The organism is Serratia sp. NGAS9, assembly GCF_009905295.1.
Lineage (GTDB): Bacteria > Pseudomonadota > Gammaproteobacteria > Enterobacterales > Enterobacteriaceae > Serratia > Serratia bockelmannii.
In genome coordinates, this window is record NZ_CP047605.1 from 3992027 (window position 1) to 4016100 (window position 24074).

General features: G+C 60.7%; 32 protein-coding genes and 1 other RNA gene. 17 read left to right on the forward strand and 16 right to left on the reverse strand.

Annotation, left to right across the window (positions count from 1 at the left end; genetic code table 11):
• Positions 1-14: 14 nt before the first annotated feature.
• Together recN and bamE are read left to right on the forward strand one after the other, a co-directional pair.
• Complete coding sequence (gene recN / locus GUC32_RS19020; protein ID WP_313258891.1) at positions 15-1676, forward strand: DNA repair protein RecN; 1662 nt, start codon at positions 15-17, stop codon at positions 1674-1676.
• A gap of 240 nt (positions 1677-1916) precedes the next feature.
• Positions 1917-2255 carry an outer membrane protein assembly factor BamE gene (gene bamE, locus GUC32_RS19025; RefSeq protein WP_004929101.1) on the forward strand — a complete coding sequence of 113 codons (339 nt, stop codon included), beginning with the start codon at positions 1917-1919 and terminating at the stop codon, positions 2253-2255.
• Between the two features lie 117 nt (positions 2256-2372).
• On the opposite strand, the gene GUC32_RS19030 is transcribed toward bamE, so the two are convergent.
• A complete protein-coding gene (locus GUC32_RS19030; protein ID WP_004929098.1) occupies positions 2373-2657 on the reverse strand; it encodes an RnfH family protein in 285 nt (94 codons plus the stop codon).
• Positions 2650-3084, reverse strand: coding sequence for a type II toxin-antitoxin system RatA family toxin (locus GUC32_RS19035; protein WP_033648948.1), 435 nt, complete (start codon positions 3082-3084; stop codon positions 2650-2652). The genes GUC32_RS19030 and GUC32_RS19035 overlap by 8 nt, the downstream gene beginning before the upstream one ends.
• Positions 3085-3245: 161 nt before the next feature.
• On the opposite strand from GUC32_RS19035, the gene smpB reads away from it, so the two are divergent.
• Complete coding sequence (gene smpB / locus GUC32_RS19040) at positions 3246-3728, forward strand: SsrA-binding protein SmpB (protein WP_016929804.1); 483 nt, start codon at positions 3246-3248, stop codon at positions 3726-3728.
• A gap of 49 nt (positions 3729-3777) precedes the next feature.
• Positions 3778-4141: a transfer-messenger RNA gene (gene ssrA, locus GUC32_RS19045) on the forward strand.
• 97 nt (positions 4142-4238) lie between these two features.
• Here the strand turns inward: ssrA and GUC32_RS19050 are convergent.
• The 4 genes from GUC32_RS19050 to GUC32_RS19065 form a co-directional block, all read right to left on the reverse strand.
• The gene (locus tag GUC32_RS19050; RefSeq protein WP_043138333.1) at positions 4239-4586 is read right to left on the reverse strand and encodes a DUF6404 family protein; all 348 of its coding nucleotides are present in this window, start codon (positions 4584-4586) and stop codon (positions 4239-4241) included.
• A gap of 103 nt (positions 4587-4689) precedes the next feature.
• Positions 4690-6351 carry a DUF2534 family protein gene (locus GUC32_RS19055; protein ID WP_369435380.1) on the reverse strand — a complete coding sequence of 554 codons (1662 nt, stop codon included), beginning with the start codon at positions 6349-6351 and terminating at the stop codon, positions 4690-4692.
• A gap of 71 nt (positions 6352-6422) precedes the next feature.
• Positions 6423-6839 carry a DUF2946 domain-containing protein gene (locus GUC32_RS19060; RefSeq protein ID WP_225735642.1) on the reverse strand — a complete coding sequence of 139 codons (417 nt, stop codon included), beginning with the start codon at positions 6837-6839 and terminating at the stop codon, positions 6423-6425.
• 112 nt (positions 6840-6951) lie between these two features.
• A complete protein-coding gene (locus tag GUC32_RS19065) occupies positions 6952-7404 on the reverse strand; it encodes a GNAT family N-acetyltransferase (RefSeq protein WP_080440182.1) in 453 nt (150 codons plus the stop codon).
• Between the two features lie 98 nt (positions 7405-7502).
• On the opposite strand from GUC32_RS19065, the gene GUC32_RS19070 reads away from it, so the two are divergent.
• Positions 7503-8237: a class I SAM-dependent methyltransferase gene (locus GUC32_RS19070; protein ID WP_369435381.1), complete on the forward strand. Its 735-nt coding sequence runs from the start codon at positions 7503-7505 to the stop codon at positions 8235-8237.
• Between the two features lie 62 nt (positions 8238-8299).
• Here the strand turns inward: GUC32_RS19070 and GUC32_RS19075 are convergent, their stop codons facing one another.
• Entirely contained in the window at positions 8300-8797 is a 498-nt protein-coding gene (locus GUC32_RS19075) for a GNAT family N-acetyltransferase (protein ID WP_342095020.1), read from the reverse strand.
• Between the two features lie 85 nt (positions 8798-8882).
• Between GUC32_RS19075 and GUC32_RS19080 the strand changes: the two genes are divergently transcribed.
• A complete protein-coding gene (locus GUC32_RS19080; protein ID WP_369435382.1) occupies positions 8883-9809 on the forward strand; it encodes a LysR substrate-binding domain-containing protein in 927 nt (308 codons plus the stop codon).
• Here GUC32_RS19080 and GUC32_RS19085 read toward each other — a convergent pair.
• Positions 9804-10319 carry a DUF1543 domain-containing protein gene (locus GUC32_RS19085; protein WP_350428419.1) on the reverse strand — a complete coding sequence of 172 codons (516 nt, stop codon included), beginning with the start codon at positions 10317-10319 and terminating at the stop codon, positions 9804-9806. The genes GUC32_RS19080 and GUC32_RS19085 overlap by 6 nt on opposite strands.
• Positions 10320-10439: 120 nt before the next feature.
• Between GUC32_RS19085 and GUC32_RS19090 the strand changes: the two genes are divergently transcribed.
• Complete coding sequence (locus tag GUC32_RS19090) at positions 10440-10622, forward strand: YodC family protein (protein ID WP_025303973.1); 183 nt, start codon at positions 10440-10442, stop codon at positions 10620-10622.
• A gap of 32 nt (positions 10623-10654) precedes the next feature.
• On the opposite strand, the gene GUC32_RS19095 is transcribed toward GUC32_RS19090, so the two are convergent.
• On the reverse strand, positions 10655-10933 hold the full coding sequence (locus GUC32_RS19095) for a GNAT family N-acetyltransferase (protein ID WP_049209586.1): 279 nt from the start codon (positions 10931-10933) through the stop codon (positions 10655-10657).
• A 1-nt stretch (position 10934) separates the two neighbouring features.
• A complete protein-coding gene (locus GUC32_RS19100; RefSeq protein ID WP_025303975.1) occupies positions 10935-11165 on the reverse strand; it encodes a (4Fe-4S)-binding protein in 231 nt (76 codons plus the stop codon).
• 191 nt (positions 11166-11356) lie between these two features.
• Here GUC32_RS19100 and GUC32_RS19105 point away from each other — a divergent pair, with 191 nt between their 5' ends.
• Positions 11357-11770, forward strand: coding sequence for a DoxX family protein (locus GUC32_RS19105; protein WP_019452262.1), 414 nt, complete (start codon positions 11357-11359; stop codon positions 11768-11770).
• Between the two features lie 50 nt (positions 11771-11820).
• On the opposite strand, the gene smrA is transcribed toward GUC32_RS19105, so the two are convergent.
• Positions 11821-12393, reverse strand: coding sequence for a DNA endonuclease SmrA (gene smrA, locus GUC32_RS19110; protein WP_049205202.1), 573 nt, complete (start codon positions 12391-12393; stop codon positions 11821-11823).
• 184 nt (positions 12394-12577) lie between these two features.
• Here smrA and GUC32_RS19115 point away from each other — a divergent pair, with 184 nt between their 5' ends.
• Entirely contained in the window at positions 12578-12913 is a 336-nt protein-coding gene (locus GUC32_RS19115; protein ID WP_369435383.1) for an MbeD/MobD family mobilization/exclusion protein, read from the forward strand.
• Positions 12914-12980: 67 nt separating this feature from the next.
• Positions 12981-13427, forward strand: a complete 447-nt coding sequence (locus GUC32_RS19120; protein ID WP_025303978.1) for a DUF1198 family protein — start codon at positions 12981-12983, stop codon at positions 13425-13427.
• Between the two features lie 26 nt (positions 13428-13453).
• On the opposite strand, the gene GUC32_RS19125 is transcribed toward GUC32_RS19120, so the two are convergent.
• The 3 genes from GUC32_RS19125 to GUC32_RS19135 form a co-directional block, all read right to left on the reverse strand.
• The gene (locus tag GUC32_RS19125) at positions 13454-13792 is read right to left on the reverse strand and encodes a DUF2002 family protein (RefSeq protein WP_025303979.1); all 339 of its coding nucleotides are present in this window, start codon (positions 13790-13792) and stop codon (positions 13454-13456) included.
• Between the two features lie 102 nt (positions 13793-13894).
• Positions 13895-15067 (reverse strand): MFS transporter, encoded by a 1173-nt coding sequence (locus GUC32_RS19130; protein WP_089196196.1) that lies wholly within the window; start codon positions 15065-15067, stop codon positions 13895-13897.
• A 90-nt stretch (positions 15068-15157) separates the two neighbouring features.
• The gene (locus GUC32_RS19135) at positions 15158-16063 is read right to left on the reverse strand and encodes a LysR family transcriptional regulator (protein WP_337149266.1); all 906 of its coding nucleotides are present in this window, start codon (positions 16061-16063) and stop codon (positions 15158-15160) included.
• A 105-nt stretch (positions 16064-16168) separates the two neighbouring features.
• On the opposite strand from GUC32_RS19135, the gene GUC32_RS19140 reads away from it, so the two are divergent.
• Both GUC32_RS19140 and GUC32_RS19145 read left to right on the forward strand, forming a co-directional pair.
• Positions 16169-17551, forward strand: a complete 1383-nt coding sequence (locus GUC32_RS19140) for an MFS transporter (protein ID WP_337149268.1) — start codon at positions 16169-16171, stop codon at positions 17549-17551.
• Positions 17548-17928 (forward strand): DUF4440 domain-containing protein, encoded by a 381-nt coding sequence (locus GUC32_RS19145; protein ID WP_369435384.1) that lies wholly within the window; start codon positions 17548-17550, stop codon positions 17926-17928. Before GUC32_RS19140 ends, GUC32_RS19145 begins: the two co-directional genes overlap by 4 nt.
• Positions 17929-18123: 195 nt before the next feature.
• Here GUC32_RS19145 and asr read toward each other — a convergent pair whose 3' ends face one another.
• The gene (gene asr / locus GUC32_RS19150) at positions 18124-18474 is read right to left on the reverse strand and encodes an acid resistance repetitive basic protein Asr (RefSeq protein ID WP_004928953.1); all 351 of its coding nucleotides are present in this window, start codon (positions 18472-18474) and stop codon (positions 18124-18126) included.
• A 229-nt stretch (positions 18475-18703) separates the two neighbouring features.
• Here asr and GUC32_RS19155 point away from each other — a divergent pair, with 229 nt between their 5' ends.
• Complete coding sequence (locus GUC32_RS19155) at positions 18704-19012, forward strand: YqjD family protein (RefSeq protein WP_004928950.1); 309 nt, start codon at positions 18704-18706, stop codon at positions 19010-19012.
• Positions 19013-19079: 67 nt separating this feature from the next.
• Here GUC32_RS19155 and GUC32_RS19160 read toward each other — a convergent pair whose 3' ends face one another.
• The gene (locus tag GUC32_RS19160) at positions 19080-20504 is read right to left on the reverse strand and encodes a PLP-dependent aminotransferase family protein (RefSeq protein ID WP_197825292.1); all 1425 of its coding nucleotides are present in this window, start codon (positions 20502-20504) and stop codon (positions 19080-19082) included.
• A 95-nt stretch (positions 20505-20599) separates the two neighbouring features.
• On the opposite strand from GUC32_RS19160, the gene GUC32_RS19165 reads away from it, so the two are divergent.
• The 4 genes from GUC32_RS19165 (at position 20600) to nrdE (ending at position 24074) form a co-directional block, all read left to right on the forward strand.
• The gene (locus GUC32_RS19165) at positions 20600-21031 is read left to right on the forward strand and encodes a carboxymuconolactone decarboxylase family protein (RefSeq protein WP_025303985.1); all 432 of its coding nucleotides are present in this window, start codon (positions 20600-20602) and stop codon (positions 21029-21031) included.
• Positions 21032-21303: 272 nt separating this feature from the next.
• Positions 21304-21534 carry a glutaredoxin-like protein NrdH gene (gene nrdH, locus GUC32_RS19170; protein ID WP_004928934.1) on the forward strand — a complete coding sequence of 77 codons (231 nt, stop codon included), beginning with the start codon at positions 21304-21306 and terminating at the stop codon, positions 21532-21534.
• Positions 21535-21543: 9 nt separating this feature from the next.
• Positions 21544-21948 (forward strand): class Ib ribonucleoside-diphosphate reductase assembly flavoprotein NrdI, encoded by a 405-nt coding sequence (gene nrdI, locus GUC32_RS19175; protein ID WP_004928930.1) that lies wholly within the window; start codon positions 21544-21546, stop codon positions 21946-21948.
• Positions 21949-21992: 44 nt separating this feature from the next.
• Complete coding sequence (gene nrdE / locus GUC32_RS19180) at positions 21993-24074, forward strand: class 1b ribonucleoside-diphosphate reductase subunit alpha (protein ID WP_033651611.1); 2082 nt, start codon at positions 21993-21995, stop codon at positions 24072-24074.

Below are 24074 nucleotides of genomic sequence, written 5' to 3' on the forward strand. Positions count from 1 at the left end.
ACAGGAAGGTTCCCATGCTGGCGCAATTAACCATCAGCAACTTTGCTATCGTTCGTGAGTTGGAAATCGATTTTCAACCGGGCATGACGGCGATCACCGGTGAAACCGGCGCCGGCAAATCCATCGCCATCGATGCGCTGGGGCTGTGCCTCGGCAACCGCGCCGACGGCAACGTGGTGCGCCTGGGAGCCGCCCGCGCCGACCTCTGCGCCCGCTTCTCGCTGGCGGACACCCCGTCCGCGCGCGAATGGCTGGAACAGAACCAGCTGGACGACAGCAACGAATGCCTGCTGCGCCGCGTGATCAACGCCGACGGCCGTTCACGCGGCTTTATCAACGGCACCGCCGTGCCGCTGTCGCAGCTGCGCGAACTGGGGCAACGCCTGATCCAAATCCACGGTCAACACGCCCATCAGCTGCTGCTCAAGCCGGAGCACCAAAAAGCGCTGCTCGACGCCTACGCCGACGAACCCGCCCTGCTGGCGGCGATGAGCCAGGCCTACCAACGCTGGCATCAGAGCTGCCGCGAGCTGGCGCACCATCAGCAGCAGTCCATCGAGCGCGAAGCGCGCAAGCAGCTGCTGCAATACCAATTGAAAGAGCTGAACGAATTCGCGCCGCAGGCCGGCGAGTTCGAGCAGACCGACGCCGAGTACAAACGCCTGGCCAACAGCGGCCAGCTGCTGACCCTCAGCCAGCAGACGCTGCAGCTGCTGGCCGACAGCGACGAGAACAACATGCTCAGCCAGCTCTACAGCGCCAAACACCTGCTGCTTGAGCTGGCCGGGCTGGACGACAAGCTCGGCGGCCTGCTGGACATGCTGGAAGAGGCCTCTATCCAGATCAGCGAAGCCAGCGACGAACTGCGCCATTACGCCGATCGCATGGATCTCGATCCCAATCGCCTGCACGAGCTGGAACAGCGCCTGTCGCGTCAAATCAGCCTGGCGCGCAAACACCAGGTCGCGCCGGAAGAGCTGCCGCAGCTGCATCAGCAGTTGCTGGATGAACAGCAGTTGCTGTCGCAGCAGGAAAGCGACCATGAGCACCTGAACGAGGCGGTCATCCTGCATCACCAGCAGGCGCTGGCGCTGGCGGAAGAGCTGCACCAGAAACGCCTGCACTACGCCGCCGAGCTGACCACGCTCATCACCGACAGCATGCAAGCGCTCTCCATGCCGCACGGCAAATTCAACATCGACGTGCGCTTCGAACCGCAGCACCTTAGCGCCGAAGGGGCCAGCCGCACCGAGTTCTGCGTCTCCACCAACCCGGGGCAGCCGCTGCAGCCGCTGGCGAAGGTCGCCTCCGGCGGTGAGCTGTCGCGCATCGCGCTGGCCATTCAGGTGATCACCGCCCGCAAGATGGAAACTCCGGCGCTGATCTTCGATGAGGTGGACGTGGGCATCAGCGGCCCGACCGCCGCCATCGTCGGCCGTCTGCTGCGCCAGCTCGGCGAATCCACCCAGGTGATGTGCGTCACTCACCTGCCGCAGGTGGCCGGATGCGGGCATCAGCACCTGTTCGTCAGCAAGCAGACCGACGGCACGGTCACCGAAACCCAGATGGCGCCGCTGGATAAACGCGCCCGGCTGCAGGAGCTGGCGCGCCTGCTCGGCGGCAGCGAAGTCACCCGCAATACGTTGGCGAACGCCAAAGAACTGCTGGCGGCATAAAAAAGCTCAACTTTTTCACTTTCCTGCGGTCTGACAGTGACGCTGTTGACCCGAAATATATCTAAAGTGCGGCGCGGCGGTGATCTTAAGCCTCCTCAACGGCCTGAAACAGGCCAAGCGCTTGAGGTGCTGAAAGAAAGCCAACGCGTCGCAACGTGAAAGATGAAGGGTATAAAGGTTTCCAACTGCCGCAAGGTCTATTATCATCGGCATCCTATGCCCTAAAGGAATGTGATTACTATGCGCTGTAAAACGCTGACTGCCGCCGCTGTAGTTCTTGTGATGCTGACTGCAGGCTGTTCTACTTTTGAAAAGGTGGTTTATCGTCCTGACATCAACCAGGGGAACTACCTGACGTCGACCGACGTGGCGAAAATTCAGAAAGGGATGACCCAACAACAGGTCGCTTACACATTGGGTACCCCAATGCTGCAAGACCCGTTCGGAACTCAGACGTGGTTCTATGTGTTCCGCCAGCAGCCTGGCCATGAAGATATCACCCAGCAGACGCTGACGCTGACCTTCGACAGCGCAGGCGTGTTGACCGACATCCAGAACAAACCGGCGCTGACCAAGTAATCGGCGCTGCCCGCTCTTCCGGCCCATGAGGGGGCATGGTGTTCCTCATGACAGTCGCAGGCTGCAACGCGGAAGAGAAAATCAGTTTCAGATAAAAAATAAGGCGCTATAAGCGCCTTATTTTTTTGCCTTTTCTGCCCGTTGCCGGCGCAGCTCTTTCGGATCGGCGATCAGCGGCCGGTAAATCTCCACCCGGTCGCCATCGTTCAGCGTATCGCCCAGCTTGGCCGGGCGGCTGTAAATGCCGATTTTGTTGCTTTTAAGATCGATATCCTGGCGCAGCTCCAGCAGGCCTGAAGCCTGAATCGCCTGCTCGACGCTGCTGCCTTCGGCCAGCTTCACCTTGCGCAGGTACTGCCGCTCCGGCAAGGCGTACACCACCTCGACCTGGATGTCAGACACTGTAGACCTCTTTCGCCCGCTGGGTGAATGCCTGCACCATGTTGCCCGCCAGCTCTTTGAATACCTTGCCGAACGCCAACTCAATCAGTTTGTTGGTGAACTCGAAGTCCAGGTGCAGCTCCACCTTGCAGGCCTCTTCGCTCAGCGGCGTGAACTGCCAGCCGCCCATCAGCTTGCGGAACGGGCCATCGACCAGCTGCATATTGATGCTCTGGTTATCCAGTAGCGTATTGCGGGTGGTGAAGGTCTTGCTGATACCGGCCTTGGCGACGTCCACCGCGGCGGTCATCTCGTTGGAGGTAGCATTAAGCACCCGGCTGCCGGTGCAGCCTGGCAGAAAATCGGGGTAAGAATGAACATCGTTAACCAACTGATACATCTGCTCGGCGCTGAACGGCACTAATGCAGACCGACTGATCTGGGGCATATCATTTCCTGTAAGACATAAAACGTACAGATAATACCATTTATCTGGCGGCAAACAAAAAATCTGCTACGGGATGAGGGAACCAAAAATGCGAAAAATTGCGCAGGTGCTGAACGGGAAAGGATTTCTTTCGCTGGAGCATCCAGTATAATGAACGCACTATGACAAAGAAAAAAGCACACAAACCCGGTTCCGCCACCATTGCTCAAAACAAGCGCGCGCGTTTCGAATACTTCATTGAAGAAGAGTTCGAGGCGGGCCTGTCGCTGCAAGGGTGGGAAGTTAAATCGCTGCGTGCAGGCAAAGCCAACCTCAGCGACAGCTACGTGACGTTCCGTGACGGTGAAGCCTATCTGTTTGGCGCCACCATCACCCCGCTTAACGTGGCTTCGTCGCATGTGGTGTGCGATCCGACGCGTACCCGTAAACTGCTGCTGAACCGACGCGAGCTGGACACCCTGCTCGGCCGCGTCAACCGCGACGGTTACACCGTGGTGGCCTTGTCCCTGTATTGGAAAAATGCCTGGAGCAAGATCAAGATCGGCGTAGCCAAAGGCAAGAAAGAGCACGACAAACGCGATGACATCAAAGATCGCGAATGGCAGACGGCGAAAGCCCGTATCATGAAGCACGCCAATCGTTAAGCCGCTGGCTTATCGAGGTAAACTTCTGGTATACTGCACAAAGTTACTTGGGGCTGATTCTGGATTCGACGGGATTTGCGAAGCCCTAGGAGCATGCCGAGGGGCGGTTGGCCTCGTAAAAAGCCGCAAAAAAATAGTCGCAAACGACGAAAACTACGCTTTAGCAGCTTAATACCCTGCTTAGAGCCCTCTCTCCCTAGCCTCCGCTCTTAGGACGGGGATCAAGAGAGGTCAAACCCAAAAGAGATCGCGTGGATGTCCTGCCTGGGGCTGAAGCGTTAAACTCAATCAGGCTAGTCTGTCAGTAGCGTGTCCATCCGCAGCTGGCCGGCGAATGTAAAGATTGGACTAAGCATGTAGTGCCGACGGTGTAGTAATTTCGGACGGGGGTTCAAATCCCCCCAGCTCCACCAAATACGTCGCCAGTGAACCAGATAGACCCGGCGATAATAGCGAAAAAGCCCACAACTTCGGTTGCGGGCTTTTTTGTGTCTGTTCGTCACCAACGTGTCAAAGCGAGTTCCAGTCCGGCAGCCTGTTCGCCTTTTTCCGCCTGTAGTGGAAAAGCGCCATAAAAAAGCCAAACAACAGGCCGGCGGCGAGGCTTAATGTCAGGGCCTCTTCACCGGTATATCCCTGATTTTTCCATACCATGAACCACATCAGCACGCCCCACAGCGGGCCAAACCAAATGCCGAAGAACAGCATATTCAGCCAGAAAGGCGCAAACGGCGGCGGTGGCATATTCACATCCATTCGCCACAGCAGGCGCAAGATTGGCGGCGCATAGTTGCTCCGCCACATCTTCTTTTCCTCCATCAGCGCTATCGCCTTGTCCCTTCGTTGTTCAAACGTCATCGTTCGCTTCCTTTCAGTGGAAATTGCCTATCCGGTGAGATGATACGCGCTTAAGCCCCATTCCCAAATATCCGGCATGCCCGCAGGCATGCCGGACGCTACCTCACCGCCCCTCTTTCTCCCCCAGGAAGAAATACCACAGCGGAATGGAAAGCAGCAGGGTGAACACCAGCGTATACAGCAGCACCATCAGGCTCTGCATGATCACCATCTGTGCGCTCCAGTCACCGAACGGCAGCTGAAACTGTTCGACGGTGCCGCCGAGGATCGCCCGGCCCATCACGCAGCCGACCGCCACCGCCACTGTCGCCACCGCCGCGCGGAACTTGCGCACCTCGGCGCGGCGGGCGGCCGCTTCCGGCGTTTCGTCCTGAAGGCCTTGCCGCTGCACGCGCCAGCGCCACACGTCCGCCAGCAGCAACGCCGCGAGGCTCACGCCCATTACCGGCAGGCAATAACCCAGTACGGCTGCAACCAGCAGCGTGACGACGCGTGCCGGCAGGGAAAGCGCCAGCCAGGCGGCAACCAGCGTATGCACCGGATGCTGCGCACCCGCCGCCGGGCGGCGACTCCACCACATGCGGTAACCCAGCGCAATCATCAGGCACAGCCCGAGGCCGAACGCCGCCAGCAGCAGCTGATTCGGCAAGCCGAACAGAATGCCCATGTGGGCGTCGATGCCCCAGCGGGTCAGCTTGGCGATGAGTGGGAAGGTGTCGAACCGCACCTGATCGATGACGGCGAAGCTTTGCGGCGCGATGGCAACCGCGTCCACCTGCGTCGGCCAGCTGCGATCCACTTCGGTTACCGTCCAGGCTTTGCCCTCGCCTTTCGGCTGGCGCAGCTCGACCTTGGCGGCGTCGATCCCGGCGGCGCGCGCAGCGTGCAGCGCCCGATCCCAATCACCGTTCAACGCATTGGCCTGCGCGGCAGGGCCCATCTTCATGCCCGGCATCATCCCGCGGTGCTCGGCGTGCGGATCGGCCGGCGTCTGCGGCGCATCGGCCTGCAGGCTGGTGTTGACCTGCGGCGTCAGCCAGCCCAGGTTGGCCCGCAGCGCGTCGATGTTACCGCCGGCCCACTGCGACCAGGTCAGCCCGGTAGCCGAGAAGAACAACAGCCCGGCCAGCAGCGCCACGCCCAGCGTGATATGCCAATGGCGGCTGGCGGCGAAGCCCCCTTTTGCCCTTTTCAGCTTGCGCTTCGGCCGCGTCGCCAGCCACAGCGCCACGCCACCCAGCGCGGCCACCCACAGCCAGGAGGCCGCCAGCTCGCTGTAGTTGCGCCCCAGGTCGCCGAGCAGCAGGCTGCTGTGCAGCTTGTCCAGCCAGGTGCGCAGCGGCAGCACGCCAGAGGTGCCGTACACCGTCATGTCGCCCTTGATCGCCAGGGTGTAAGGATCGATAAACAGCGCGCGCGACTCGGAGGCGCCCAGATCGGCACTCGCGAACTGCACGCGGGTGGTGTCCATTGCGCCGGGAGCCGGACGCACGGCGTAAATGCGCGCCTCGTCACCCGCCGCACGGCGGGCGGCGGCGATCTGGTCAGCCAGCGATCTCGCCTGCCCATGCGGTTCGGTGAAAAGCGCATCGCGATACAGCGCCTCTTCAAGCTGCGGCGTCAGCACATACAGCGTGCCGGTCAGTGCAGCGACCAGAATAAAAGGAGCGACCAGCAGGCCGATATAAAAATGCAGCCGTCTGATCAGGTTCAGCATCGCGCCACGCGGCGATGCGGCAGGTGGAGTTTTGGTTATTGAAGACATGGCCTTTCTCGTTTTTCAAACTGTGCGCGCAGGCAAACCGTCCGCAGCGATACGGACGGCGTTACCCATGATCAAGCAATAGGGAAAAACGGTTGGCCGGGCGGCCCGCGCGGGCTCGGCCGCAGAGTCAGGCGCCGAAGGGGCGGAGAAACGATGCGCGGCGCGCAAGGCAGGCGCGCGATGCGCGCCATCAGCCACAGCAGCGGGACGAATGCCCACAGCAGCAGCGGCACGTGGATCAGCAGCTCGCAATAGCCGCAGAAAATCATCTCCGCAGGATCCATGCCGTGGTGGCCGGCATGCTCGGCGGCGGGCATCGCCATCGCGTGCATGTCGTGCGGCATGGCGGCGTCCGGTTGCGCCATGCCGCCCATCATCGGGTGGTGCATCAGCGATTTCGACACCACCGGCGCCACAAACAGCAACAGCACCGCCATAATGGCGATGCAGGCGGTAAAGCGTTGCTGTAGCTGACGTGGCACTCTCATCGCGGCGGCGAATTAACCCGGTCGGTGGCGAACAAGCGGCCAGTGTAACCCGCGATGCGCGATGAGGTGAAAGAAAAGTCAGGTTTGTCTTACGCGCCCCCGACGGCGGCGATCACAGCACCCGCGAATAGACCCGCGAGGCTTCGCCCCAGGGGTGATACCCGAGCCCGTTATAAACGAAGCCGTTGCGCTCGTAGTACCCTTCCAGATCGGTGCACAGGTGCAGCTGCGGGAAGCCCAACCGGCGGGTTTCCGCCGCCACATGCTCAATCAGTTTGGCGCCGTAGCCCCGGCCGCGCTGCGTTTCCTCTACGTAGAGCGCACACAGCCAGGGATACAGCTCGCCACGGCTGATAAAGTCGTTGGTGATGAGCCCCGCACAGCCGAGGATCTGGTCATTTTCCATCAGCAGGTACCACTGCGGCAGCGGGTTGGCGGCGCCGAGGCTGCGGTTGATGGCGTCTTCATACATCATCAGCGTCTCTGCCGTGGCCCAGTGCCGCTGAAAATACGCAATGGCGCGCGGCGCCAGCTCGGGCGCTTGCCGCACCGAAATCATGTCCATCGTCATTCCCGTTATTCATGTTGTCAGCGTAGAATTATGCAGCAATATGCACGGTATGGCAGCGGCATTCCGCCGCCGTCATTCACTAAGGAGTCATCATGACGCAAAACATCTATGACAATCAGGCCTTCTTCGACGGCTATGCGCAGCTCAGCCGCTCGCAGCACGGCCTGGACGGCGCGCCGGAATGGCCCGCCATCCGCCGCATCCTGCCGGATTTGCAGGGCAAAAGCGTGGTCGATCTCGGCTGCGGCTACGGCTGGTTTTGCCGCAGCGCGCGCGAACAGGGCGCAGCCAGCGTGCTGGGGCTGGACGTTTCGGAAAAAATGCTGGCCAAGGCGCGGGAGATGACCGCCGACGCGGGTATCGAGTACCGTCGGCAGGATTTGGCGCAGCTGCAGCTGCCGCCGGAAAGTTACGATCTGGTCTACAGCTCGCTGACGCTGCACTACCTCGAGGATTTGCCCGCGCTGTTCGCCACGGTTTACGCCGCGCTGAAACCCGGCGGGCAGTTCATCTTCACCGCCGAGCACCCGATCTACACCGCCCCGGCGCAGCAGGGCTGGCTGACCGACGGCAACGGGCAGAAATCCTGGCCGCTCAACGGTTACCAGCGAGAAGGCCAGCGCGTTTCCAACTGGCTGGCGGAAGGCGTCATCAAGCAGCACCGCACGCTTGGCGGCTATATCAACCCGCTGGCGCAGCAAGGGTTTATCATCCAGCATTTGAACGAATGGGGCCCCAGCGCGCAGCAAATCGCCGCTAATCCGGCGCTGGACGAAGAGCAGGAGCGCCCGATGATCTTCATTCTCGCCGCCCGCAAACCCGCCTGATTGATCCGCAGTAAACCGTTCACACCACCACAGTTGGGGAGGCCGCCTCCCCCCAACGGCTATTATGCCGGCAACGCCACCCCGTGCGCCGCGAAGTGCGTCAGCGCCTCGCCTTCCATACGATAGCGCACCCACTCGCCCTGCGGCTGCGCGCCGATGCTGAGGTAGAAATCGATGGCCGGTTGGTTCCAGTCCAGCACGCTCCACTCCAGGCGACCGCACTGCCGTTCGCACGCCAGCTGGGCGATGTGCCGCAGCAGCTTTTTACCTGCGCCCGCGCCGCGATACTTCGGCGCCACGTACAGGTCTTCCAGATAGATGCCGTTTTTACCCAGCCAGGTGGAGTAACTCATAAAGAACACCGCATAACCCGCCGGCTCGCCGTTTACCGTACAAATCAACGCTTCGGAACAGGCGCCCGGCCCAAACAGGCTGCGTTCGATATCTTCCACGCTGGCCAGCACCTGCTCGCGCGCCTTTTCGTACACTGCCAGCTCGATAATCATATCCAGAATCAGTTTGGCGTCGCTTTTTTGCGCCGGGTAAATCTCGATGGTCATGGCAAATCCTGAGTGTGTTAATGACTGTGCTTGCCAGCATATCGCGCCTCAAATACTGTATGAACTGCATTTTCATCAACAGGTAATGAATATCATGCATCTGGATTTGAAACGCCTCGATCTCAACCTGCTGCTGGTGTTCGAAGCAGTGTATCGGCTGCGATCGGTGACGCGCGCCGCAGCAGAGCTGGCCCTCAGTGCGTCGGCGTTGAGCCACGCGCTGATCCGGCTGCGCAAGGCGCTGGCAGACGAGCTGTTCTACCGGGTCGGCAACGACATGCACCCGACGGTGTATGCCGACAGCCTGGCCCCGACCGTCAGCGAAAGTCTGGCGCTGCTGGCCAAAGGGCTGCATCCGCGCCCGCGCTTCGTCCCCGCCGAAAGCCGGGAGAGCTTCACCTTCGCCATTACCGATTACACCGCTTTCGCGGTGTTTCCCGCACTGATGGCGCAGATGCAGCGCCTGGCGCCGGGGTTATCGTTTCAGCTGCGCTATTCCGAGCGCAAGGTGGCGCTGAACGATCTGCTGGCGGGGCGCATCGACTTCGCGCTGGGCTTTACCGAAACCGATGGCGAAAGCTACCCGGAGATCGACGAGGTGAGCTGGCTGGAGGATGAGTATGTGGCGATCTGTTCGCCCACGTTCAGCGCGAAATACGGCGAGCTGACGCTGGAAAACTACCTGCAGGCGCGTCATCTGGTGGTGACACCGTGGAACGAACAGCGTGGCGTCATTGACTACCAGCTCGACAAACTGGGGCTGCAGCGCGATATCGCCATCCGCACGCCTTCGCTGCTGGGCGCGCCGTTCATCGTCGCCGACAGCAAACTGGTGATGAGCATGCCGCGTTACGCCGCGCAAAAATTGCGGCAGGCGGCGGCGCTGGATATCCATCCCCTGCCGTTTCCGGTGCCGCCGTATCAGATCAAAATCTACCTGCACCGCAAGAACGGCCGGCCGGAGGCCTGCCGCTGGTTGCGGCAACAGCTGCAGGCGCTGGCGGCGTTATAACGCGGGTTCGCCGATTGGCAGATACCCCTGCCACAGCGGCCGGGCCGGTTTGCCGTGCGGGTTGGCGCGCAAATGAACGTGGTAGCCCTGCAGCGACTGCAGCAGCAGGCAGTCGTCCACGTCGGCCAGGTCATCCTTGTGCTGCTGCGCACTGTCCGTTAGCAGCACCCGTTTGGCTTTCTCCTTCGCCTCGTCGGCGGAGCGCGCCACAAACAGGCCGAACTGGTGCAACTCCGCCAGCTCATCGCTGCGGTACCCGCCCACGTTGACGAAAAACAGCTTCTCTTCACCGGCGAACGGCGCAGGCTCCAGACTCACGTCGTAACCGTCCGCCCAGTCGATGCGCGCATAGCCGTCGACATGCACCTTGCGCTTATCGCCGAACCACTTTTCACGCAGCAGCGGATACGCCTCTTCCGGCCGATCCGCCGCCGCGAACTGCACGTCGTGCAACTCAATATTGGCGCCCGGCGCCGTACCGCCCACATAAAACATCAATAATCCCGGCATGTTAGTCTGCTCTCCTTAGTGATAATCGCTGTATAAATTAATACATAATGAAACTCCTGCCAAAGGCGGCGGCATTCTGTGTTATCAATAGATGAGGTTTAATCTGTTGTGGAGGAACGCATGGCATTCAATATCGGTGATTTTGTTCAACGCACCACCGGCGGCCCAAAGATGACCGTGGTAGCGATCGACGGCGAAACCCTGGTTTGCAGCTGGAATGAACTGGGCAAAGAGCAGCGCACGGAAGTGCAGGCCAGCGACGTGGCGCTGTACCACGAAGACGGCGATTTCGGCGTCTGCTGAATGACCGGGGCGCGCCGCGCCCCGTTATCGCTTCAGGCGCGAATGTCCTGATAGGCTGGGGTGGTATCGAACTCATGCTTGGCGAACGGGCATAGCGGAATGATTTTACGCTGCTCCGCACGCATTTTCTCCACCACCAGCGCCACCAGCTTTTTACCGATGCCCTGCCCCTTCAATGACTCATCCACCCAGGTGTGATCGATAATGGTCAGTTTGTCGCCGCTCGGCACGAAAGAGATCTCAGCGATCAGCTTGCCTTGCTCATCATTGATATAAAAACGCTTCTCGTCTGCCAGTATTTTATGTTCCATATTATTTCTCCCTATATTTAAGTGCGCCGCTGGGGCAGGTGTCGATAACGCGTTTCACCTCGGCCGGCTCGGCATTGTCCGGCATAATCCACGGGCGGCGATTCAGGGTGAATATAGCCGCGTTGCCACGCACGCAGTTGGCGGAATGGCGGCATATCGCGCTGTTAAAATAAACGTCAATCTTGTCGCCGGAATAACGGCGGTAACCGGCGGCGGTCAATTCCTCATCCATCTTGGCCTCACATTGCCTGTTTTATTGTTTTGCTCCAGGCTCAAGTATAGGCAATGCCGCCGGCTTCACCACGCGTCTCGCTCACCGAAAAAAGTGGCGCAACCGCCCGCCGCCGCTAGAAAAAAACGTAAATTGTTCTAATCTTTAATCAGCAAGACAACATCATTCCGACAGTGGCTAAGGAGTTCGAAATGGGTGATAGCTCAAAAGACGGCGTAATTCTGCTGTCCCGTATTCTACTGATGGTTCTGTTTATCATTTTCGGCTGGATGAAACTGGTCAACTTCGGTGCAACCGTCACGGCGATGGAAGGCTATGGCACGCCGATGCCTTATTTGGCGGCGATTATCGCCGTGGTGGTGGAGTTTATTTTCGGCATCGCGCTTATTCTCGGCCTGTTTACTCGCCCTATCGCGGTCATTTTTGCCCTGTATGTTTTGGGCACCGCGTTTATCGGTCATCCGTTCTGGAAAATGACCGGCATGGAAATGATGGGCAACGAAATCAACTTCTTTAAAAACATCAGCATCATTGGCGGTTTGCTGCTGCTGGCGGTGACCGGCGCCGGCCGTTATTCGCTGGACTATAAAATATTTAATAAATAATTCATCGATGGCCGGCGATATGCGCCGGCCATTTTATTTCGGCTATCCTTTCACCGGCTGCGCTTGGCGTGGCGCTCAAAGTTTTCCGCCCTGGCCTGCGCCGATTTACGCAGCGTGACATAGCAGGCGCCCTCGCCGCCGTCGCGCGGTAAAGCGCGGCAAAACGCCTGCACCTGCTCAAACTGCGCCAGCCATTTGGCGACGTAACTGCGCACGATATTCGGATGGCTTTCGTTCTGCCGCCCGCGGCCGTGCACGATCAGCAGCGAACGCAGATTTTGCGCCTCCGCCTGCATAATGAAACGGAACAGCGCCTGCCGGCTGGCTTCAACCGGCTGACGCAGCAGGTTCAGCGACGCCTGCGGCGGGTAACGCCCGTTGCGCAGTTTGTCCAGCACGCCCTGCTGAATGCCTTCCCCTTTGAACTCCAGCGGCTGTTCACAGGGGATCACCTCGAGAAAATCGGTGCTGAGGAAGTTTTCCTGCCGCAGCCGCTGCGCTTCGCGCCGCGCGCTTTTGTCCACCGCCGCCTGCGGCTTGAGGTACAGCGTCTGCCGTCCGCTCTCCAGCGGCACCACGTCCGCCATCGCCTGTTCAAAAAAGTCTTTTTCCTGCTCGCTCATGTTCCACCTCTCTTGAACGGCAGCCTTTACGGCTGGGAATGGGGTCGATTGTAAGACGCCTTGGCGCGGTTGCAAGCCGGGAATTGTCAGCGGCATTTGTCTCATTTGTCGTCAACGGGTGAGCTTGCGAACAGTTTTCGCTATACTGCTAAGCCATCATTGAGTGCCGCAAAGGATCGAGCCCATGACAATGCGCGAGCTGGAAATCCAGTTTCAAAATGCGATGAATGAGTTGCAGAGCAGCTTCGAACGGCAACACCGCGAATGGCAGCAGAGCTACCAGGCGCTGCAGCAACTGCTGGAAGAAGCCAAACAGCGCGAAGCCGCGCTGCGGGCGCAGAATGAACAACTGGCGCGCAAACTGAGCACCGCCAGTTCGGTGCCGGAACAGCATGCACTGGTCAAGCAGATCAAAATGCTCGGCGCCCATCTGGACGTGCTGGCCAAAGACGCGGCCACCTTCAATCACCACCTGCGCCAACAGAGCGCGGTCGGTAATTTCAGCGGCGAACAGCATTGATAGCGGGCGCTGTCGCACAGCGCCTCCCGCCCCTCTTCTGGCGTATTGAGAGTGTAATAAAGCCTAAATGACCTGGATCATCCTCGCCGCCCTGATCGTCGTATTCATTATCGGTTACCGCATCTTGACGTCCGACACCCGCAAAGCCATCGATTCGCTGGCCCATCTGCTGAGGGTCAAGCCGATGCTGATCGAATCGATGATCCAGGAAATGGGCGGCCGCCAAAGCCAGACCTTTATCCGCATGCTGAACAACGGCTACACCGAAGAGATGCACCAGGCGGCTTATCTGCTGTTCATCTACCTGACGTTTATCAAACAGGCGGACGACGAGCAGATTGCCCTGTGGCGTGACGTGCTGCTGCGCGCCGGGCTGTCACCGGAGCTACACGCCGAGCACACCGAAGCGGCGCTGTTTTACTTCGCCGAGCTGGATATTGATGCGTTTGAACTGGCGCAATTCCGCCGCGCCTACAACGAGCGTTTCAACCGCGAAGCGTTGGCCCACGGCTGATAGCGTCCCCCGGGTCGGGGGACCGATTACAGGAACATGCTGTAAAGGTAGCGCGAAAGCGCTTCGCGCGAGCTGAAGCCGTGTGCGATGCCGTAGCGCTGGTTCGGGGTGTCGCTGCTTAAATCCAGGGGAAACTCCAGATACTGCTCGCTGAAGCGCACCGGGGAGGTCGGCGTGGCGAAATGCACGCTTCTCTCTTTCAGCGCCGGGTGGATCACCAACGCGGTTCTGCCCATCCGCGCTTCGCGATTCACATACACGTAGTGTGCGCCCTTGCGGTAACCATAGGCCTGATCGGTGACATAATCACGCTCAAAGCCGGTATTCTCCAACACTTTAGCCACTTCATCCGGCCGTAAATACATCGATTCCTCCTCTCATTCTGGACCGCTGAGCGACCTTACCGTAATCATTCACCGAAACAATGATTTTCTGGGAAGGAATCCGGGTTTCGGACTATTCCTGAATCAGGCCCGGCTGCGCTGCAGCAGGCGCAGGGTGAGCAACACCCCGAGCGCCACCAGCAGCGCCGCCGCCAGATAGATCGACGGCACGCCCGTCTGCCCGATCAGTAGCCCGGCCAGCGGGCCGGTGATGCCCAGCGCCAGGTCGAGGAACGCCGAATAGGTGCCGAGCGCCGTGCCCTGGTTCTGCGGCGGCACCTGTTTCACCGCCTCGACGCCCAGCGCCGGGAACACCAGCGAGAAACCGGCGCCGGCCAGCAACGCGCCGGTTTGCACCATCCAGGGCTCACCAGCCTGCCAGATCAACAGCAGCCCGACGATCTCGACCAGAAACGACGCCAGCGTCACCTTCAACCCGCCGTGGCGGTTAATGACGTTGCTGAAGATCAGGCGAATGCCGACGAAGGCGCAGCTGAACAGCGTCAGCGAAAACGCCGCGCCGCTCCAGCCTTTGTCGGCATAGTAAAGTGTGATGAACGTGGCGATCACGCCGAAACCGACGGTGCCCATCGCCAGACCGAGACCATAGGCCCAGATGCGGCCGAACACCGCGCTAAAGGCGATGCGCTGCCCGGCGGCGATCGAGACGTCCGGCTTGCCGCTCGCCAACAGCAGCGCCACCGCAACCGCCAGCACGATCAGCGCCGCCACCCCGGCCAATCCCCACTGCTGATTCAGGTACACGCCAAGCGGCGCCCCGGCCGCCATCGCCCCGTAGGTGGCAACGCCGTTCCAGGAAATCACCCGCGCGGTGTGCATCGCCCCGACCCGGCCGATGCCCCATAGCGTGGAACCGGTGCTGGCGAAGCTTTCGCCGACGCCGAGAAACACCCGCCCCACGCACAGCAACAGCAGGCTGAGCCACGGGTAACCGTCAACGCCGAACGCCAGCGCGTAAAACAGGCCGCTGGCACCGCAGCAGGCCAGGCCGAACAGCACCACCTTCTTCGGCCCCAGCTGATCGGCGTAACGCCCGGCGTGCGGGCGGCTGAACAGCGTGGCGAAGTATTGCGCGCTGATGATAAGGCCCGCCAACACCGAGTTGTAGCCCAGGTGGTCATGCACAAATCCCGGCAACACCGCCAGCGGCAGGCCGATGGTCAGGTAGCAGACGAAGGTGAACATCACCACGGACAAAATACGTCGGTTCAGCTGGAGGTTATTTTCTGCGGTCATCGAAGGTGGCTCGCATCGGACGGGGTAGACGAAGCCCTCCAGCATACCCCGATGAGATTTGATGATAAATGAGAGAGTTATAACGAATTATTATTTCGCTAACGATTTTGCCGCCACCCGCGCGCGCAGAAAATCGATAAACGCCCGCACCTTCTCCGGCACGTGACGGGTATTCGGGTAGAGCGCATAGATGCTCTGCTCAGGGAAACGGTGATCCGGCAGTAACCGCTGCAGCCTGCCGGCATCGATGTCGGGCTGCGCCAGCCACGCCGGCAGCAGCGCCACCCCGGCGCCATGCAGGGCGAACGCCAACAATGCCGCAGCGCTGTCGCCGGTAAGCGTGGCGGCGTCCGCAACCTTGAACAGCACCGCGTCGCGCTGCGGCGTGACCACCTGCCAGCTGAGGGGCGAACTGAGCCGGCTGTGGGCGATCCACTGCGCCTGCGCCAGATCCGTCAGCGAATGAATCGGCCGGTCGACCAGATAATTCGGCGCCGCCACCGGAAAGATGGCGAAGCTGTCGATCAGCGCCGCGCGGTGGCTGGAATCCGCCAGCTGGCCCAGGCGGATCGCCACGTCGAAGCGCTCCGAAATCAGATCGGCATGATAAGAGGAAGACACATGCTGGATGCGCAGGCGCGGATGCTGCCGCGAAAACGCCGCCAGCGCCGGCACCACCACCTGCGCGCCATACTCAGGCGTGCTGGTGATACGCAGCACGCCGCTCAGCCCGTGATGATCGCGACGCACGTCGTCCAGCACATTTTCCGCCTCCTGCAGCAGCTGCAGGCTGCGCTGGTAGAAGCGTTCGCCGGCATCGGTCAGCGACAGCCGCCGGGTGCTGCGCGCCAGCAGTGACACCCCCAGCTCGTTCTCCAGCTGCTTGACGTTAAAGCTCACCACCGCCTTGGTTTGCCCCAGCGCCGCCGCCGCCGCGGTAAAGCTGCCCGCTTCCACCACTGCCGCATAGATCGCCAGACGCTGCAAATTCAGCATTTCGTCGCCCTTATTGTCAAAATCATTTTGACAGTGTAATCGCCCGCCGCCGATTTATCCGCACTTTTCCCCCCGATACACTGCTCGCCTTCAACCGGAGGCACCATGTCTTATCGCAGCAAAGTGGCAATCGTCTATCTGCTCGGCTTTTTCGTCGATCTGATCAATATGTTTATCGCCAACGTCGCCTACCCCGCCATCGGCCAGGCGATGCGGGCGTCGGTCAGCCAACTGGCGTGGGTCAGCAACGGCTATATTCTCGGCCTGACGCTGGTGATCCCGCTCAGCGCCTGGCTGGCGCAGCGCATCGGCGGACGGCGGGTGTTTCTGCTGTCGCTGGCGTTGTTCATGCTGGCCACCCTCAGCGCGGGCAACGCCGACAGCATCGGTGCGCTGATCGGCTGGCGCACCCTGCAGGGCATGGGCGGCGGCTTGCTGATCCCCATCGGCCAAACGCTGACCTATCAGCTGTACCGCAGCCATGAACGCGCCGGGCTGTCGGCCGCTATCATGTTGGTGGGGCTGCTGGCACCGGCGCTGTCACCGGCGCTGGGCGGCTGGCTCGTCGATCGGTTGGACTGGCGCTGGGTGTTTTTCGCCAACCTGCCGCTGGCGGCCCTGGCACTGGCGCTGGCGGCGCTGTGGCTGCGTGCGGAAACGCCGACGGCGGCGCGCAAACCGCTCGACGCGACAGGATTACTGAGCGCCTGCGCGGCGCTGACGCTGCTGCTGCTCGGCCTGACCCGGCTGAGCGAAGCCGGCCATCAAGCTTCCGGCGCGGCGCTGCTGGCCACCGGTCTGCTGGTGCTGGCCTATTATCTGCGCCATAGCCTGCGTACCCCGCAGCCGCTGCTGAACCTGCGGCTGGTCGCCGATCCGCTGCTGCGCAACGCCATGGCGGTTTATTTGTGCATTCCCGGCCTGTTCATCGGCGTCAGCCTGGTGGCGATGCTGTATTTGCAAAACCAGCTGGGGATGCCCGCCGCACAGGTCGGCGGCCTGATGCTGCCCTGGGCGCTGGCGTCGTTCCTGGCCATCACGCTGACCGGCAAAAGCTTTAACCGCCTCGGCCCGCGGCCGCTGCTGATCGCCGGCTGTCTGTTGCAAGGCGCCGGCATGCTGACGCTGGCGCAGATCGACCTGGCCGGGCAGCACGCGTTGCAGATTGCCGCCTTCGCCCTGATGGGGTTTGGCGGCAGCCTGTGCAGCAGCACCGCACAGAGCAGCGCGTTCCTGCAGATCCCCGACGGCCAATTGGCGGACGCCAGCGCGCTGTGGAACATCAACCGCCAGCTCAGTTTTTGCCTCGGCGTGGCGCTGCTCAGCCTGCTGCTGAATCTGCTGCTGGCCGTGTTGCCGCCCGCGGCGGCCTACCGAACCTGCTTCATTCTGGCGGGCGCCAGCGTATTTATCCCGCTGTTGCTGTGCCTGCGCCTCGCCAACCGCGCCATCGTGCGCCAACTCAACGCTCAACAGGATGCTTTATGAACCCGTATTTTACCGAAGTGATCGACGCCCACATCGCCATTGAACGCTGGCTGGGCAAAGGCGCCGGAGAAGAGCAAGCGCTGCTGGCGCGCTTTACGCCGGAATTCAGCATGATCGCGCTGAACGGCGCGCCGCTGGATTTCACCGCGCTGTGCGCTTTTTTCCGCGCGCATCGCGCCGCCAAACCGGGACTGGAAATCAAGATAGAAGAGATGAAGCTGGTGGCCGAATGGCCGACGGGCGCGGTAGTCAGCTACCGGGAAAAACAGAGTCTGCCGGGACAAAGCGCCACGCTGCGCTACTCCACGGTGGTGTTTGAACGCCTGCCCGACGCGCTCGGCTGGCGGCATTTGCACGAAACTGCCGCAGCGCAATGATCACAGGAAGCTGCCGGCCAAAAACAATTCCCAACCGACGATCACCCCACACAGGGTTACCGCGCTGAAAATGACTTCAAACAGATAGCGATGGATCATCGTTCGTCGCCTCAAAAGAAGACACCCGGAAGAACCGGGTGTCTGGAATACGGGCTGGAGAGTGCGGAACCTTCCGGTTCCGCAAACATCACTTAATTAAGCTTTTTTACCGGCTTTTTTGTGGTGTTTTTTAGCGGCCTGAGCTTTCTGCACTGGCGCTTTTTTGTGGTGTTTTTTAGCAGCCTGGGCTTTCTGAGCTGGCGCTTTTTTGTGGTGCTTTTTAGCGGCCTGAGCTTTCTGGGCTGGCGCTTTTTTGTGGTGCTTGGCTTTCTTGTGATGCGTTGCTTTAGCTGGCGCTTTTTCAGCAGCAGCCGCTGGCGCAGCGGTAGTGGTGGTCGCAGCTGGCGCGGTGGTGGTAGCCGGAGCAGTAGCTGCGGTATCAGCAGCGAAAGCAACAGAAGACAGACCCATAGTGGCAGCAACGATCAGCGCTAATACTTTTTTCATCTTTAAATCCTCAGAGTGTTGTTTCGGTAAGCTCCGGTGGAGCCGTTGAAACAGATACTAGTGGAATCAAACCGCCGCTTCCGTGAGTGATTGGTTTCGCCGAGTAACCAAATGTACAAAGCCCACGCGCCGGCAAACACCTGCGTGACGGCGGTTTTTTTCCGTGATCGGCCACACAATTCTCGGCATGGTCTACACTTAAAAGACATGTGTCGAAATGGAGAGCTGAATGTTTAAGAAAGCGGAAAGAACAGAACGCGATATCGATCAGGACGTCACTCTGTTGGCCGATACGCTGGATGAAGTGTTGCGCGAGTCCGGTGACAAGACCAAAGAGGAACTGAAAGAGCTGCACAGCAAGGCGAAAGGCGTGCTGCGCGACGCTCGGGCGCGATTCAACGGCTCCACCAGTCTGACACAGCATGCGCGCGACGCCGTCGATCAAGCCGACAGCTATGTGCGTGACAAACCTTGGCAGGGCGTAGGGATCGGTGCCGCCGTCGGCATCGTGCTCGGCGTGCTGCTGGCCCGGCGTTAACACCCCTGCAGTCATAAAGATAAAACAGATGTGCGTCTGGCCCGCGGAAATCGCGGGCCGTTTAATTTTAGCGAAACAGCTGTGCCAGCCCCTGTACCGCCCGCTCCGCCTCCTCTCGCCGGCTGAAATTGGCGAACCCCAGCAGTAACCCTTGCCCCACCGGATGGTCGATTCGCCAGTCAGACAACGCCTGCACCGCCAGCCCCTGCTGCCAGGCTTGCGCCGCCAACGGCGCATCCGCCAAGCCGTCGCGCAGCCGGGCCAACAGCTGAATGCCGCCCTGTTGCGGCACCGTCGTCAGCCACGCCCCCAGCTGTCGCTCCAACGCCTGCGTCAGCCACTCGCGCCGCTGGCGGTACAACGGCCGCATGCGTTTCAGGTGGCGATAGAAATGCCCTTGCCGGATAAAATCCGCCACGCCGGCCTGCAGCAGCGGCGGGCAACCGCAGCCACGCAGCCGGCTGCTGCGCGCGAATGTTTCCGTCAGACCGACGGGCACCACCAGATAAGCCATGCGCAGCGCCGGGAACAGCGTTTTGCTGAAGGTGCCGGCGTACAGCACCCGACCCTGAACATCGAGGCTTTTCAGCGGCGGCAGCGGCCGCCCGTGATAGCGAAACTCGCTGTCGTAGTCATCCTCGAGGATCCAGGCCCCGCGCTGCTGCGCCCAGTCGAGCAGCGCCATGCGCCGCGCCAGGCTGAGCGAGACGCCGAGCGGGCTTTGATGGGTCGGCGTCACCACCGCCAGCCGCGCCTCAGGCGCCGTCAGAATACCGGCGGCCACGTCCATGCCCTGTTCATCCACCGGCACGGCGACCGGCCTGACGCCGGCGGCCAGCAGCAGCGGACGCGTGACCGGATAGCCGGGATCTTCGATCCATACCGCGTCGCCGGCATGTAACAGCCTCTCCGTCACCCAGTCCAACAACGCCGGATAACCGGCACAGAGGAAAATTTGCTCCGGCCGACAGCTGATGCCGCGCGACAAATGCAGATAATGGGCGATCGCCTCACGCAGTTCAGGCAGGCCGCCGGCCGGCGGCAGCGCCAGAGAAGCCACCGTGGAACCGCGCAGCTGGCGGGCGACAATGCGCTGCCACAGCGCCCGTGGAAACGCGTCCAGCGCCGGTACCCCCAGCTGGAAAGGCTGCAGCATGCCTTGCGGCTGCAGCGGATCGGGCGCCATTGCCGCCAGCGGTGGCGCAGCGGGGACCGCGCCCGGCGGCATGTGTGGCAGCTGCGGCGAGACATAGGTGCCCGCCTGCCCGCGGCTCTGCAAGAAACCTTCGGCAATAAGTTGCGCGTAGGCGCTTTCCACCGTAGCGCGCGCCACGCCCAGATCGCTCGCCAACCCGCGCACTGAGGGCAACCGGCTGCCTGCCGCCAGGCTGCCCTGGGTAATGGCGTCTTTAATCCGCTGGTAAATCTGCCGGTACAGCGGCTCGGCGAGCCGGCTGTCCAGCCGCAGCGAGGTCAGGAAAGTTGGCATCATGGCCCGGTTAAATAATCATTTTATGGCCCTATAGCATAGACCATAAGGCCGCTAAAGTAGCGCCATGATTTCGTTACTACCGATTGAGGTTGACCATGATTAAGCAACGTTTGAACTATGCCGAGCTGGCGCCCGCCCCGTACAAAAATATGGTGGGCGCGCTGATGGCGCTGGAGAAAGGCGCCCTGGACAAGGCGACCATCGAGTTGATGTTTATGCGCGTTTCGCAGATCAACGGCTGCGCCTACTGCCTGGACATGCACGGCAAAGCGCTGCGTGAAAGCGGCTTCAGCCATGCCAAGCTGGATACGCTGGCGGGCTGGCGCGTCAGCCATGAATTCAGCGAGCGCGAGCGCGTCGCGCTGGAATGGGCCGAGTCAGTGACGCTGATCGCCGCCACCGGCGCGCCGGACAGCGCTTTCGAGGCGCTGAAAGCGCACTTCAGCGATACCGAGATCGCCGATCTGACTTTCGCCATCAGCATCATGAACGCCTTCAATCGTCTGGCCGTCAGCATGCGTCAGTAATGCGCTCGACTCCCCCTCTTCACTGAGAGGGGGAATTTCTCACCCGCAAAAAATTTTTCCCTCGCCTTTTCCAGCCCCAGCGCGGCCTGCGCTCCCAATCCCACAAAGCACCATATATAGCGTGGTTGATAAAACAAATATCTACATATAGTATTTCATGAGTCAACCGCAGGGAATGTCGTTCGGTTGATAACGCCGTCAGAAACGCCAGGAACGATGCTCCGTTATCTGACTTGCCCGCCTTTCCTTCAGCTTAAAGGTAAATGCGAATCATGAGCATTATTATTTACAGTAAGCCGGACTGTGTCCAGTGCAACGCCACTTATCGCGCATTTGATAAACAGGGGATTGATTATCAGGTGATCGACCTCACCCAGGATCAGCAGGCGCTGAACCACGTTAAATCCTTAGGTTATCAGCAGGTTCCGGTGATTATCGCCGGTGACGACCACTGGTCCGGTTTCCGGCCGGACAAAATCGGCGCGCTGGCGCTCACCTGCTGAGGCTCGACGATGAATCCGCTGGTCTATTTCTCCAGCAGTTCGGAGAACACCCATCGGTTCGTTGAGAAACTGGGCCTGCCGGCGATCCGCATTCCGATCGCCGGCGCCCGCAGCAAATTGCTGATGGAACAACCCTATATCTTGATCGTACCCAGCTATGGCGGCGGCAGCGCCGTCGGCGCGGTGCCTATCCAGGTGATCCGCTTTCTCAACGTTCCGCAAAACCGTTCATACCTGCGCGGCGTCATCGCCGCTGGGAACACCAACTTCGGCGCAGCGTACGGCATCGCCGGCGACATCATCGCCAAAAAATGCCAGGTGCCTTTTTTGTACCGCTTCGAGCTGCTCGGCACGACGCAAGACGTTGAAAACGTTAGACAGGGAGTAACCGCATTTTGGCAACGACAGAACTGACCAGGCCCGAGACGGGCGCGCTGGATTACCATTCGCTCAACGCGATGCTCAATCTTTACGATGCGGAAGGCCGGATCCAGTTCGATAAAGATCGGCTGGCGGCGCGGCACTACTTCCTGCAGCACGTCAACCAAAACACCGTGTTCTTCCATAACCTGGAGGAAAAGCTGCGCTATCTGGTGGAGGAAGGCTACTACGAGCCGCAGGTGCTGGCGCAGTATGAATTCCCGTTTATCAAGCAGCTGTTCCAGCAGGCCTACGCCAAGAAATTCCGCTTCGAGACCTTCCTCGGCGCCTTCAAGTACTACACCAGCTATACGCTCAAAACCTTCGACGGCAAGCGCTATCTGGAACGCTACGAAGACCGGGTGTGCATGGTGGCGCTGACGCTGGCGGCGGGCGACACCGCCCTGGCGCAGGATCTGGTGGAGGAGATGATTTCGGGCCGCTTCCAGCCGGCCACGCCGACTTTCCTCAACTGCGGCAAACGCCAGCGCGGTGAGCTGGTCTCCTGCTTCCTGCTGCGCATCGAAGACAATATGGAATCGATCGGCCGGGCGGTGAACTCCGCGCTGCAGCTGTCGAAACGCGGCGGCGGCGTGGCCTTCATGCTGAGCAATATTCGCGAGGTGGGCGCGCCGATCAAGCGCATCGAGAATCAGTCCTCCGGCGTCATTCCGATCATGAAAATGCTCGAAGACGCCTTCTCCTACGCCAACCAGCTCGGCGCGCGCCAGGGGGCCGGCGCGGTGTATCTCAACGCCCACCACCCGGACATCCTGCGTTTTCTCGACACCAAGCGGGAAAACGCCGACGAGAAGATCCGCATCAAGACGCTGTCGCTGGGGGTAGTGATCCCGGATATTACCTTCGAGCTGGCGAAGAACAACGAAGAGATGTACCTGTTCTCGCCCTACGACGTCGAACGGGTGTATGGCACGCCGCTGTCTGAAATCAGCGTCAGTGAAAAATACCGCGAGATGGTGGACGACAAGCGTATCCGCAAGTCGCGCATCAACGCACGCGAGTTCTTCCAGGTGCTGGCGGAGATCCAGTTCGAATCCGGCTATCCCTACGTGATGTTCGAGGACACGGTCAACCGGGAGAACCCGATCGCCGGGCGCATCAACATGAGCAACCTGTGTTCGGAGATCCTGCAGGTCAACCGCGCCAGCACCTATCACGAAGATCTGAGCTACGATCGCATCGGCAAGGACATTTCCTGCAACCTCGGCTCGCTGAATATCGCCAAAACCATGGACGCGCCGGACTTCGGCAAGGCGATCGAGACCGCGATCCGCGCGCTGACCGCGGTGGCCGACATGAGCGATATCCGCTCGGTGCCGTCGATCGCCGAGGGCAACCGCAGCGCCCGCGCCATCGGCCTGGGCCAGATGAATCTGCACGGTTACCTGGCGCGCGAGCGCATTTTCTACGGCTCGGAAGAAGGCATCGACTTCACCAACCTCTATTTCTATACCGTGGCCTATCACGCCATCCGCGCCTCGAACCGGCTGGCGATCGAACGCGGCGGCGCGTTCGACGGCTTTGAGCACTCGCGCTATGCCAGCGGCGAGTACTTCGACAAGTACACCGAGCGCGACTGGCTGCCGCAGACTGAGCGGGTGCGCGAGCTGTTCGCCGCCGCCGGCATCGCCATTCCGGGCCGCGACGAGTGGCGCGCGCTGCGCCAGTCGGTGATGATGCACGGGCTGTACAATCAGAACCTACAGGCGGTGCCGCCGACCGGTTCCATCTCGTACATCAACAACGCCACCTCCAGCATCCATCCGATCGTCTCGCGTATCGAGATCCGCAAGGAAGGCAAGATCGGCCGCGTTTACTACCCGGCGCCGTACATGACCAACGACAACCTGGCGTATTACCAGGATGCCTACGAGATTGGCCCGGAAAAAATCATCGATACCTATGCCGCCGCAACGCAGCACGTCGATCAGGGGCTGTCGCTGACGTTGTTCTTCCGCGATACCGCCACCACCCGCGACATCAACCGCGCGCAGATCTACGCCTGGCGCAAAGGCATCAAGACCATTTACTACATCCGCCTGCGCCAGATGGCGCTGGAAGGCACCGAGGTGCAGGGCTGCGTGTCCTGCGCGCTGTGA